This is a genomic window from Rhodococcus gannanensis (assembly GCF_042681175.1).
GTDB classification, from domain to species: domain Bacteria; phylum Actinomycetota; class Actinomycetes; order Mycobacteriales; family Mycobacteriaceae; genus Rhodococcus_G; species Rhodococcus_G gannanensis.
Map to the genome: position 1 here is coordinate 98867 of NZ_JBHUFB010000013.1, position 12513 is coordinate 111379.

Sequence of the window (12513 nt, forward strand, 5' to 3'; positions counted from 1 at the left end):
CGGTGGCCCGCCGCAGAGCCGGCGCAGCTCGCCGTGGATCCAGCCGTGCGGCTTGCCGGTGCGGTGGTGTGCCATCGCCACGAGGCTGTTGAGTTCCTTGCGGAGCTGGGCCAGCTTCGCCGCGGACTCGGCCCGCTCGGACGCCGCAGGCGCGGGGACGTGCGGCGCTGCCTCCTGCGACTTCTTCTGGAGCTGTCCGGCCTGACGATCCCGGAGCAGGGCACGCATCTGGTCCGCGTCGAGGAGACCGGGCAACCCGAGGTAGTCGGCTTCCTCGTCGCTGCCGGCGAAGGTCGCGGTCCCGAACGAGGAGCCGTCGTAGATCACCTGATCGAGCTCGGCGTCGGCGCCGAGCGAGGTGAAGGCCTTCTCCTCCTCGCCCAGCTCGTCCTTCTGCTTGTTCGCGTCGGCGATCAGGTCGTCGTCGAGTCCGTCCTTCTCCCGGTGCGGCTTGCCGAGCACGTGGTCGCGCTGCACCTCCAGCTGGCTCGCCAGGTCGAGCAGCACGGGTACGGACGGCAGGAACACGCTCGCGGTCTCACCCTTGGCCCGCGAGCGCACGAATCGTCCGATCGCCTGCGCGAAGAACAGCGGGGTCGACGAGCTCGTCGCGTAGACACCGACCGCGAGCCGGGGCACGTCGACGCCCTCGGACACCATCCGGACGGCGATCATCCACGGCTCGGTGTTGTTGCTGAATTCGGCGATCCGTTTCGACGCGGTCGGGTCGTCGGACAGGACGACGGTCGGGGCACGCCCGGTGATCGCCTCGAGGATCTTCGCGTACGCGCGGGCCACGGTCTGGTCGGTGGCGATGACGAGGCCGCCCGCGTCGGGCATTCCGCCCGACCGCAACTGCTGGAGCCGGGTGTTCGCGGCCCCCAGGACGGCGGGGATCCAGTCGCCGTTCGGATCGAGAGCGGTGCGCCAGGCCCGTGCGGTCTGTTCGGCGGACAGCGGCTCACCGAGCCGGGCGGCGAACTCCTCGCCGGCGTTGTTGCGCCACCGCGCCTCGCCCGAATAGGCGAGGAACACGACGGGCCGGACGACGCCGTCCGCAAGCGCGTCCGAGTACCCGTAGGCGTGATCGGCCTTCGAGCGCATCAGGCCCTCGTGGTCCGGCTCGTACTGGACGAACGGGATGGCGGAGTCGTCGCTGCGGAACGGTGTACCGGTGAGAGCGAGCCTGCGAGTCGCCGGGTCGTATGCCTCACGGATCGCGTCGCCCCAGCTCTTCGCGTCGCCGCCGTGGTGGATCTCGTCGAGGATCACCAGTGTGCGGCGGTTCTCCGTCCGGACCCGGTGCTTCGTCGGGTGCGACGCGACCTGCGCATAGGTGACGACCACGCCGTGGTAGTCGGCGGAGGTCTGACCGGTCGAGTTCGTGAAGTTCGAGTCGAGCGCGATACCGAGTCGCGCCGCGGACTCCGCCCACTGGTGCTTGAGGTGCTCGGTCGGCGCGACGACCGTCACCTGGTCGACGGTCCGGTCGCCGAGCAGTTCCGCTGCGACGCGCAGGGCGAAGGTCGTCTTGCCTGCGCCCGGGGTCGCGACGGCGAGGAAGTCACGTGGCTTCGTCGCCAGGTACTTCGTCAGCGCACGCCGCTGCCAGGCGCGGAGCGTGGCCATGGGTGCGGGAGCGGGGTTTTCGGAGATACCGGTGCGCGGTTCTATGTCACCCGTGAGCACTGTGGCTACCGCTCCTCTCGACTGCGGGACCGTGAAACTGCCCGACGAGCCTAACCCCCACCGCCGACCTTCCCCGCATCCGACAGCGCCCCGCGGCGGAAGTGTCACGCACGCGACATCTCGCGCCTCGCCGCGCCCGCCCGGGTGCGACGCGTGCGCGATGTTCGCGACACGGCGGCACCCGACGAGTGGCCGCGACGGCCGTCAGGGATGCTTGGACCATCATGAGCGACAGGGTGGACGGGCAGCAGGCGGGCGACACGCCCGATGCTTCCGACGAGCTGCCCACCCATCACGCCCGGCCCGGCACCGAGAGACCCCACCCGCTGCGCCGCGGCTGGGAGGTCGTCACCCGCACCGCGGACCGGGCCTGGTCGTACTCGATCTTCGGAAAGTCGGCGACGGCAGCGTTCTGGCAGACCCTCTCGCTCCCCCCGCTCCTGCTGGGTCTGCTGGGCAGCCTGGGCTACGTGGGCGGCTGGTTCGGTCCCGACACCGTGCAGATCATCGAATCGAAGATCCTCACGTTCAGCCGCACCGCGTTCAGTGAGAGCGTCGTCGACCAGATCATCTCCCCGACCGTCACCGACGTGCTCAATCGCGGGCGCCCCGAGCTGATCTCCGCGGGCTTCCTGCTGTCCCTGTGGGCGGGCTCGTCGGCGATCTCCACCTTCGTCGACTCGATCGTCGAGGCGCACGGGCAGCGTGACGTGCGTCATCCGCTGTGGCAGCGCATCTTCGCGTTGCTGCTGTACGTGGGTTTCCTGCTGGTCGCGGTGTTCGTCCTGCCGCTGGTGGCGCTGGGCCCGACGCTCCTCGGCCGGGCGATGCCGGAGTCCTGGTACGACGTCGGATCCCGGCTGGTCGACACCTTCTACTACCCGGGTGTGGGTCTGCTGCTGATCGTGGCGCTGACGACGCTGTACAAGCTCGCGCTGGTGAAGTCGCTGCCGTTCCACCGGCTGCTGGCGGGGTCACTGCTCGCCGGTGTCTTCTTCATCGCGGCGAGCGCGGTGCTGCGGCGATACCTGACGTGGATCACGAGCACCGGCTACACCTACGGCGCTCTCGCCACCCCGATCGCGTTCCTACTGTTCACGTTCTTCCTGGGCTTCGCGGTGATCCTGGGCGCGCACTTCAACGCGACCGTGCAGGAGTTCTGGCCCGCGCGGGCGACGCGGATGGAACAGGTGCGGGAGTGGCTGGCCGCGCAGGCCGCCGTCGCAGAGGCCGAATCCGGCCCGGTCACCACCCTGACGCGGCGACTGGCCTCCGCCCCGATCCGCGTCGTGGACCCGGACCAGGGCAGGCACGAGGCGCCCGACCCGGAGGAACCGGATGCGTGCGACCTACCGGCCCGGTTCCACGGCACGCCCACCGAACCGGATCCGCGCGACAACGACGGTCCGGCCCAGTCGACCAGCGGGGGTTCGGCTCACTCGCCCGGCCGGAGCCCGTCGTAGATCTTCTTGCACTCCGGGCAGACGGGCGAGCCGGGCTTCGCGGATTTCGTCACGGGGAACACCTCGCCGCACAGCGCGACGACATGGGTCCCCATCACGGCGCTCTCGGCGATCTTGTTCTTCTTGACGTAGTGGAAGAACTTCGGGGCGTCGTCGTCCGTCGTCTCGTCGGTGGTGGTGTCGGGACGTTCCTTGGTCACAGTGCTCACCAGTCCATGATGACGCATCCGCAGGCGGCGGGCGAGGGCCCGCCGTAGGAACGCAGCCATGCCCCGGTCGTGACTATCCGGGCTTCGAGTGGGAGGCTGGACGCATGGCTTCGAGTTCACACAACTCGCCGCGGGACGGCGACGAGGACTCGCGGAATCCGGTTCTGATCACCGACGCGGCGCAGTCGTTCGACGAGCAGCACCGTGCCCGCGTCCGCAAGTACACGATCATGATGGGAATCCGCATCCCGGCGCTCGTGCTGGCCGCGATCGCGTACAGCGCCTGGGGCAACGGGCTGATCAGCCTGCTCATCATCGGCGCGTCGATTCCGCTGCCGTGGATCGCCGTGCTGGTGGCGAACGACCGTCCGCCGCGCCGCGACGACGAACCCCGGCGCTTCGATCACCGACCGTCCCCGGCCACCGCGATCGAGTCGCCGAACCACCGCACGATCGACGGCTGACCGACCCGTACCCCACGCCGGTGCGCGTCCGCCGGCGCGGCGAGCTGCGACAATGGTCGGCGTGAACCGCGACCTCCTCTCACTCTGTGGCCCACTCCGCGAGGCCCTGCAGCGCACCGACTACACCGCCGACACCGTCCTCGCCGCGCTCGGCGACGACGCGCACGCGGCACTCGGACGCGGCGAGCCCGTCCCGGTACGCCGGGCCACACGTGACGCGGGCGAACTCGGCCTGCTGGTCCGCCTCTTCCTTCTCGGCGACGACTGCCCGGCGACCGCGGTTGCGTCCGCGCTGGCGCCGGTCGATCTCGACCACGCGGTCGCGGCGGGACTGCTCGAGCGCGACGGCGACGTGGTCCGGGCGGCGCTCGACCTGCGTCCGATGGACCTCGGCCACGGGAACGTCTGGGTCGTCTCCGACCTGGACGGCAGCATGCGACCGCGGGCGACCGCCCCCGACCACGTGCTCGGTGTGGGGCACGCCTCCCTGTCCCTGCTCCGCGGAACGCCGACGGCCCCGACGGGCACGGTCCTCGACGTCGGAACGGGCTGCGGAATCCAGGCACTGCACGCGACCGGGTACGCCGAATCGGTCACGGCCACCGACGTCAATCTGCGGGCGCTGGACCTGTCGGCCGCGACCTTCGCGCTCAACGACGTGCGCGCCGATCTGCTCGCGGGGTCGTGGTTCGAGCCGGTCGCCGGGCGCACCTTCGACCGTGTCGTCGCGAACCCGCCGTTCGTGGTCGGCCGGGCGCGGGTCGAGCACACGTACCGCGACTCGGGTCTGGACCTCGACGGCGCGAGCGAACTGATGATCTCGCGTGCCGCCGACCACCTGAATCCCGGTGGCACCGCGTCGATGCTGGCGTCGTGGGTGCACGTGGCAGGCGACGACTGGCGTGCCCGGGTGGCGTCGTGGTTGCCGTCACACGGGGTGGACGCCTGGATCGTCCAGCGGGACGTCGCGGACCCGGCGCTGTACGTCGGAACCTGGATGCGCGACGCGGGCCTCGATCCGCGGGATCCCGCGACCGCGGCGCAGGCCGACGCATGGCTGGCGCACTTCGCGGCGAACGAGGTCGAGGGGATCGGGTTCGGGTTCGTGTACCTGCGCCGGACCGACGAGCCGTCCGACGTCCTCGCGGAGGATCTGCGGCACGCCTACAGCGATCCGCTCGGCGACGAGGCCCTCGGCTGTCTCGACCGGGCGGCCTGGCTGCGCGAGCGGGACGTCCTGGAGGCCCGCTTCGCCCTCGCTCCGTCGACCGCTCTCGAACGGGTCAGCCTCCCCGGCGACGAGGGATGGCGTCAGGTGGTGGCCCGCGTGCACCGGGGTGACGGTCCGGCGTGGCAGCACGAGATCGACGATCTCGCTGCCGCGTTGCTCGGCGGAATGCGGGCGGACGGGCTGGCGTTGGGCGAACTGGTCGAGCTGCTCGCGGCGGCGCACGGCGAGGATGCCGAGGCGCTGGCGACTGCCGCCGTTCCGCTCGTGCACGGTCTGGTCCGGCACGGGCTGCTGCTGCCCGCCTCGCACTGACCGCCCGGGTTCCGGGTGGGTGTTCTTCTCAGCAACTTCTCAGGACGGACCCCTCGAATGCCCAGTTCAGGGGTGATTCGGTGCGGAACTCTCGGGAACTTTGACGTCCGCTGCGGCGTTGTAGGTCATGAGAGAACACAGATGAGGAGGCAAGTCATGACGAGCCCCACCACCACCCGCCGAGCGCGCCCGACCGCCGAGGATCTGGATGCGCAGTCCCCGTCCGCCGACCTGGTTCGCGTCTACCTGAACGGGATCGGGCGGACCGCACTGCTGACCGCCGCGGACGAGGTCGAACTCGCGAAGCGGATCGAGGCGGGACTGTATGCCGTTCACGTGCTCGAGACCGGCAAGCGCCTGAGCGCATCGAAGAAGCGTGACCTCGCGGCGATCGTCCGCGACGGTGAGGCTGCACGACGTCACCTCCTGGAGGCGAATCTGCGCCTCGTCGTCTCCCTGGCCAAGCGGTACACGGGACGCGGGATGCCGCTGCTGGACCTGATCCAGGAGGGCAACCTGGGCCTGATCAGGGCCATGGAGAAGTTCGACTACGCGAAGGGCTTCAAGTTCTCCACGTACGCCACGTGGTGGATCCGGCAGGCCATCACCCGCGGCATGGCCGACCAGTCGCGCACGATCCGGCTGCCCGTCCACCTGGTCGAGCAGGTCAACAAGCTGGCCCGCATCAAGCGGGAACTGCACCAGCAGCTCGGCCGGGAGGCGACCGACGAGGAACTGGCAGAGGAGTCGGGCATCCCTGCCGCGAAGATCGCGGATCTGCTCGATCACAGCAGGGACCCGGTGAGCCTGGACATGCCGGTCGGTTCGGACGAGGAAGCGCCGCTCGGCGACTTCATCGAGGACTCCGAGGCGACCTCCGCGGAGAGCGCCGTCATCGCGGGTCTGCTACACAGCGACGTGCGCAGCGTGCTGGCCACGCTCGACGAACGCGAACAGCAGGTGATCCGGTTCCGGTACGGGCTCGACGACGGACAGCCCCGGACGCTGGATCAGATCGGCAAGATCTTCGGCCTGTCGCGTGAGCGTGTCCGGCAGATCGAACGCGAGGTGATGGGCAAGCTGCGCCAGGGCGAGCGCGCCGACCGCCTCCGCTCGTACGCCAGCTGACGCGCCAGCCGATCCGACCGCCGGCCGTCCGGGCTCCCTCCCCCCTCTGGGAGCCCCGGGCGGCCGGCTTCGTCGTGTTCCGGCCGTTCAGCGCAGGCGGCGCGGTCCCATGTCGACCCGGGTGCTCGGTTCGGGACCGATCCGCACCCGGGAGTCGGTGAGCTCGGCGCCGGACGCGCTGGCGAGTACCGGCTCGCAGACCAGTTCCCGCACCTCGGGCAGGTCGTCCCCGAGCGCGGATATGCGTTGCAGCAGTTCGACGAGGGCCGTCCGGTTCACGCCCGGCCCACCGCGGTACCCGGACAGCAGCGGCGCGGCCTTCGGAGCGTCGATCAGCTCCCCCGCCTCGTCCTCGGTGAGGGGAAGCACCCGGTACGCGCGATCTCCGAGCAGGCTGGAGATCACCCCGGCGAGCCCGAACGAGATGAGCGATCCGAACGACGGGTCGTCCTGCACGCGGACCACGCACCCGAATCCCTTGGTCGCCATCCGCTGCACGTACAGCAGTGGGTCTCCGGACTCGGTCGCGAGATCGCGGTAGGCGCGGCGTACTGCGTCGGCGGTGTCGAGGTCGAGTCGGACGCCGGCCAGGTCCGGGCGGTGGCGCCACTGTTCGCGGGTGGCCTTGACGGCGACCGGATATCCCAGTTCGTCGGCAGCGGCGACCGCGTCCGCCTCGCTGGACGCGGCGGCGAACTTCGCGATCGAGACGCCGTAACAGTCCAGCAGTTCCGCGGCCTCGAAGTCGGTGAGCCAGCGGCCCTGTCCGCCGCAGTCCTCCAGCCAGCCGCGGACGAGAGCGGCGGCCCGGTCGGCGTCGATCCCGTCGGGACGTACCACCTGGGACACCGGGCGTTCGCGCCACTGCGCATACCGCCAGGCGCGGCCCAGTGCGAGCGCGGCACGTTCCGGTCCCGGGAACGACGGCACCGACCCCCGCACCGGGTTGCCGTCCGGGCCGCGCACTGCGAGGACGTCCGGAATGCCCTCGGCAGCGAGGAAGGTCGTCACGATCGGTTTCCCGGAGTCGCGCGCGGCATCCCGCAGGGCCTTCGCGTACGGCTCCGGGTCCATCGCCACCGGCGGCACGAACACCGCAACCACCGAGTCCACCTCGGGGTCCTCGAGGGCGGTGCGGACGGCGCCGCCGAACTGGTCCGGCGTGGCCTGCGGTCCGAGGTCGACGGGGTCGCCGACGACGAGCCCTTCGGACCGGGCGGCGTCGACCGCGAGCAGACCCAGAGCCGACGAGTTGCCGATGACGGCGAGCCGGGGGCCCGCGGGCAACGGCTGGTAGCCGAACAGCACCGCGCAGTCGAAGAGTTGGGCAATGGACCCGACCTGCACGACACCGGCCTGGGCGAAGAGGTCGTGGACGATCGAGTCGTCGATCTCGACGCTCGTCGCCTTGAGCGCGGCGGGGACGGCGTGGCGTCCCGACTTCACCGCGACCACCGGCTTGTTGCGGGCGACGCGTCGCGCGATCCGGGAGAACTTGCGGGGGTTGCCGAACGACTCCAGGTAGAGCAGCACCACTTCGGTCTCGGGGTCGGTGTCCCAGTACTGGAGTAGGTCGTTGCCCGACACGTCGGCGCGGTTGCCCGCGGAGACGAAGGTGGACAGGCCGATTCGGCGCCGGGCCGCCTCGTCGAGGATCGCGATGCCGAGTGCGCCGGACTGGCAGAAGAATCCGACCTTGCCGCCGTGCGGAAGCACCGGCGCGAGTGTCGCGTTCAGCTGCACGGCGGGGTGACTGTTCGCGACACCCAGCGCATTCGGCCCCACCAGGCGCATGCCGTGTGCCCGCGCCGCGTGCACGAGTCGCCGCTCCTTGGCGTAGCCGTCGGAGCCGGTCTCGCCGAACCCGGACGACACGACGACGAGCGCCTTGACGCCCTTGGCCAGACAGTCGTCGAGGACCTCGTCGATCGCCTCGGCGGGCACGGCGACCACCGCGAGGTCCACCGGGTCGGGAATCTCGCGCACCGACGGGTAGGCGCGGACGCCGCGCACTGACCGGCGTTCGGAGTTGACCGGGTACACCGGTCCGGCGAATCCGGCGCCGAGCAGGTTGCGCAGCACCGCGTTTCCGACCTTGCCGTCGTCGGTGGATGCGCCGATCACGGCGACCGACTGGGGGCTCAGCAGGTTCCGCACGCTGCGGGCCTCGGCGGCCCGCTCGCGCGCGTTGCGCACGGTGAGCAGCGCCTCGGTCGGGTCGATGGCGAACTCGAGCCGCAGGACGCCGCCCTCGAAGCTGCGGCTGACCTGGTAGCCGGCGCTGCGGAAGACCGTGACCATGTTCCGGTTCTCGGCGAGCACTTCGGCGACGAACATCGTCAGCCCGTTCTCGGCGGCCGCCCCCGCGAGGTGCTCCAGCAGGATCGGGCCCAGACCGCGGCCCTGGTGCTCGTCGGCGACGACGAACGCGACCTCCGCCGACTTCCCGTCGCCTACCTCGAGGAGTCGCTCGTATCGGCCGACGGCGATGATCTCGTCGCCGAGGATCGCGACGAACGCCACCCGATTGTGGTGGTCGACCGTGGTGAAGCGAACCAGGTCCCGCTGCGACATCGTCGGGTACGGCCCGAAGTACCGCAGGTAGCGGGTCCGCTCGGACAGTTTCGCGTGGAAGGCGACGAGCCGGTCCGCGTCCTCCGGGGTGATGGGACGCAGATGGACCGCCCCACCGTCTGTGGCCAGTACGTCGGCGATCCAGTGCGCGGGGAACGCGGGCTCCTGCGGGCCCGACTCGGTCGTTCCGGGTTCAGTCACGGGGGTCCTCCGGATCGAGACCGAGAAGCGGGAAGGTCGCTCTGCGGGTGGCGATGATGGCCGCGTCGACACGGATCAGTGCTCGGTCCATCGTGTTGACACCGGTCTCGGGGGTGCCGCCCGGACCGTCCCAGGGCCGGTAGCCGATGTCGCCGCCGTCGGTCATGGTGGTCGGCAGGTCCACCGACGGCGCCTTCGCGGCAACCGCGTCCCGCCAGGACTCGGGCACCGCCGTCCCCGGGTCGACGTCGCGGTCGAGCACCGCCGCGATGAGATGCGTCCAGGACCGGGGAACCACCCGGACGAGGCCGTATCCGCCGCCGCCCACCGCGATCCACCGTCCGTCGGCGTACCGGTCGGCGAGGTCGCGCATCGCCCGGTACGCGGCGCGGTGGCCGTCGACCGTCAACGACAGGTCGGCGAGCGGATCCTCGCGGTGACTGTCCGCCCCGCACTGACTGATCACGATCTGCGGCCTGAACGCGGCGACGGCAGCGGGGACGATGGAGTGGAATGCCCTGAGCCACACGGCATCCACCGTCCCGGGGAGCACGGGGACGTTGACGGAGGTCCCCTCGCCCTCGCCGGACCCGACCTCGCTGGACCAGCCGGTGTTCGGCCACAGGGTGGCGGGGTGCTGGTGGAGCGAGACGGTGAGGACCCGAGGGTCGCCGAGGAACGCGTGCTGGACGCCGTCGCCGTGGTGCGCGTCGACGTCGATGTAGGCGATCCGGTCGAATCCGTTGTCCAGCAACCAGGAAATGGCGATCGCGGCGTCGTTGTACACGCAGAAGCCGGACGCCCAGTCCGCCATCGCGTGGTGCATGCCGCCACCGATGCTGACCGCCCGACGCGCCCGTCCCGACGCGATCTCGCGGGCCGCGGCGAGTGTGCCGCCCGCGAGGATCGCACTGGCCTCGTGCATCCGGGGGAAGATCGGGTTGTCCTCGCTGCCGAGTCCGTGCGGCGCGGAGATGCTGTCCGCGCGGGCGTCGGTGAGCCGCTGCGCGGCACCGGCCGAACCCGCCTCCTTCACCGCCGCGATGAGTCCCGGGGTGTGGATCCGGAGCAGGTCCGCGTCCGTGGCGGGCTCGGGAGCGACGATCTCGGCGCCCTCGACCAGGCCGAGGCTCGTCGCGAGCGACATCGTCAGGTCGAGCCGGGTCGGGTTCATCGGATGGTCTGCGCTCCACCGATAGTTCAGGTAGTCCGGACTCCACACCACCACCCCGTCCGAGGTGGCGGTCGGGGTGCCGGGACTGGTCGTTGCGGCCATGTCCGTCACGCTACTTGCGCCGCCCGGGAAGTCGCGAGCGGTACTCGGTGTTGCACCTGTGGGGTCGGATGGCAGGCGCCCGGCACGAGCCGGAACGGCGAGATGTGTGGCATGAGTCGCATCGTCAGCGCGTGTGGCACCTATTCGCCGTACACCCCCGGTAGAATCACCGGGAACGAAGGGGCGTGAGCGTGAAGGATCTGGTCGACACAACGGAGATGTACCTCCGGACGATCTACGACCTTGAAGAAGAGGGCGTCATCCCGCTGCGGGCGCGGATCGCCGAGCGGCTCGAGCAGAGCGGGCCGACCGTCAGTCAGACGGTGGCGCGGATGGAACGTGACGGGCTGCTGCTCGTCGCGGGCGATCGGCACCTCGAACTGACGGACAAGGGGCGCGAACTCGCGGTGGCGGTGATGCGCAAGCATCGCCTCGCCGAGCGACTGCTCGTCGACGTCATCGGTCTCGACTGGGACCAGGTGCACGCCGAGGCCTGCCGCTGGGAGCACGTGATGAGCGAGGAGGTCGAGCGGCGACTCGTGCAGGTCCTCGACAATCCGACGACCTCCCCGTACGGAAACCCGATCCCCGGTCTCGCGCAGCTCGGGCTGACCAAGCCCGTCGACGAGACCGAGACGTTGATCCGTCTGACCGAGGTGCCCGCCGGGCAGCCGACCGCGGTCGTGGTCCGCCGACTGGCCGAGCACGTGCAGTCCGATCCCGACATCATCGCGCTGCTGCGCGACGCCGGTGTCGTGCCGGACGCCCGGGTGACGGTCGAGTCCAACCCGGATTCGGTGACGATCACGGTGCCCGGCCACTCCGGTGTCGACCTCCCCGCCGAAATGGCGCACGCCGTCCAGGTCAAGCAGGTCTGAACGAGTGCGACTTCTGGTCACCGGCGGTGCCGGTTATGTGGGAAGCGTGTGCGCGACCGTTCTGCTCGAGCGTGGACACGACGTGGTGATCGTCGACAACCTGTCGACGGGCAACGTCGACGCGGTGCCGACGGGCGCGGAGTTCGTCGAGGGCGACGTCGCGGACGTCGCGGCGCGGGTCCTCGGCGACGGCCGGTTCGACGGCGTGTTGCACTTCGCGGCGCAGTCGTTGGTCGGCGAGTCCGTGGAACAGCCGGCGAAGTACTGGCAGGGCAATGTCGTGACGACGCTGACACTGCTGGAGGCGATGCGGGAGGCAGGAACACCCAAGCTGGTGTTCTCGTCGACGGCGGCCACGTACGGCGAGCCCGAGCGGACCCCGATCACCGAGGACGATCCGACCCGGCCGACGAATCCGTACGGCGCGACGAAGCTCGCGATCGATCACGCCATCACCTCGTACGCGGACGCGTACGGGCTGGCCGCGACGAGCCTGCGCTACTTCAACGTGGCAGGCGCCTACCGCGGCGCGGGCGAGAACCGGGTCGTGGAAACGCATCTGATTCCGCTCGTGCTGCAGGTGGCCCTGGGGCAGCGGGACAAGATCTCGGTGTTCGGCACCGACTGGCCGACCCCGGACGGCACCGCGGTGCGGGACTACATCCACGTTCTCGACCTCGCCGATGCGCACCTGCTCGCACTGGACCACGCGACACCCGGCGCCCACACCGTGTACAACCTCGGCAGCGGGGCCGGATTCAGTGTGCGCGAGGTCATTTCGTCCTGCCGTCGGGTGACCGGACTGCCGATCGCCTCCGAGGACGCCCCGCGTCGGGCAGGCGATCCCGCGGTACTCGTCGCGTCGAGTGAACGTGCGATGGCAGACCTCGGCTGGCAGCCGAAACACACCGACCTCGACGTGATCGTCGCGGACGCGTGGCAGTACCTCCAGGAGCTGGGCGACCGCTCGCACGCTGCCCGCCGGAGCTGACACCGCACTCGCGGGCCGCACCGCGGCCCGCGAGTTCACCCCCTCCCCGCGCGCTGGACACCCGGCGCGGCAACTGTCCGAAACGCAACGCGGCACG

Annotated in this window: 10 protein-coding genes; 6 read left to right on the forward strand and 4 right to left on the reverse strand. The window is 70.5% G+C overall.

Features of this window, described 5'->3' with window-relative positions; genetic code table 11:
- A partial coding sequence (locus tag ACFSJG_RS17690) for a DEAD/DEAH box helicase (protein WP_378486550.1) occupies positions 1-1629 on the reverse strand: 1629 nt, incomplete at its 3' end.
- 284 nt (positions 1630-1913) lie between these two features.
- Here ACFSJG_RS17690 and ACFSJG_RS17695 point away from each other — a divergent pair.
- Positions 1914-3152: a YihY/virulence factor BrkB family protein gene (locus tag ACFSJG_RS17695; RefSeq protein ID WP_378486551.1), complete on the forward strand. Its 1239-nt coding sequence runs from the start codon at positions 1914-1916 to the stop codon at positions 3150-3152.
- Here ACFSJG_RS17695 and ACFSJG_RS17700 read toward each other — a convergent pair.
- Positions 3125-3361, reverse strand: coding sequence for a DUF3039 domain-containing protein (locus ACFSJG_RS17700; protein WP_378486552.1), 237 nt, complete (start codon positions 3359-3361; stop codon positions 3125-3127). The genes ACFSJG_RS17695 and ACFSJG_RS17700 overlap by 28 nt on opposite strands.
- A 104-nt stretch (positions 3362-3465) precedes the next feature.
- Between ACFSJG_RS17700 and ACFSJG_RS17705 the strand changes: the two genes are divergently transcribed.
- The 3 genes from ACFSJG_RS17705 to ACFSJG_RS17715 all read left to right on the forward strand — a co-directional run bounded on the left by ACFSJG_RS17705 (position 3466) and on the right by ACFSJG_RS17715 (position 6496).
- On the forward strand, positions 3466-3825 hold the full coding sequence (locus ACFSJG_RS17705; protein ID WP_378486553.1) for a DUF3099 domain-containing protein: 360 nt from the start codon (positions 3466-3468) through the stop codon (positions 3823-3825).
- 61 nt (positions 3826-3886) lie between these two features.
- On the forward strand, positions 3887-5368 hold the full coding sequence (locus ACFSJG_RS17710; protein WP_378486554.1) for a DUF7782 domain-containing protein: 1482 nt from the start codon (positions 3887-3889) through the stop codon (positions 5366-5368).
- A 156-nt stretch (positions 5369-5524) separates the two neighbouring features.
- A complete protein-coding gene (locus tag ACFSJG_RS17715; RefSeq protein ID WP_378486555.1) occupies positions 5525-6496 on the forward strand; it encodes a sigma-70 family RNA polymerase sigma factor in 972 nt (323 codons plus the stop codon).
- An 87-nt stretch (positions 6497-6583) separates the two neighbouring features.
- Here the strand turns inward: ACFSJG_RS17715 and ACFSJG_RS17720 are convergent, their stop codons facing one another.
- Entirely contained in the window at positions 6584-9271 is a 2688-nt protein-coding gene (locus ACFSJG_RS17720) for a bifunctional acetate--CoA ligase family protein/GNAT family N-acetyltransferase (RefSeq protein ID WP_378486556.1), read from the reverse strand.
- Positions 9264-10547, reverse strand: a complete 1284-nt coding sequence (locus ACFSJG_RS17725; RefSeq protein ID WP_378486557.1) for an acetoin utilization protein AcuC — start codon at positions 10545-10547, stop codon at positions 9264-9266. Before ACFSJG_RS17725 ends, ACFSJG_RS17720 begins: the two co-directional genes overlap by 8 nt.
- Before the next feature lie 191 nt (positions 10548-10738).
- On the opposite strand from ACFSJG_RS17725, the gene ACFSJG_RS17730 reads away from it, so the two are divergent.
- Positions 10739-11425 (forward strand): metal-dependent transcriptional regulator, encoded by a 687-nt coding sequence (locus tag ACFSJG_RS17730; RefSeq protein WP_378486854.1) that lies wholly within the window; start codon positions 10739-10741, stop codon positions 11423-11425.
- A gap of 4 nt (positions 11426-11429) precedes the next feature.
- Positions 11430-12416, forward strand: a complete 987-nt coding sequence (galE, locus tag ACFSJG_RS17735) for a UDP-glucose 4-epimerase GalE (RefSeq protein ID WP_378486558.1) — start codon at positions 11430-11432, stop codon at positions 12414-12416.
- Positions 12417-12513: the final 97 nt, after the last annotated feature.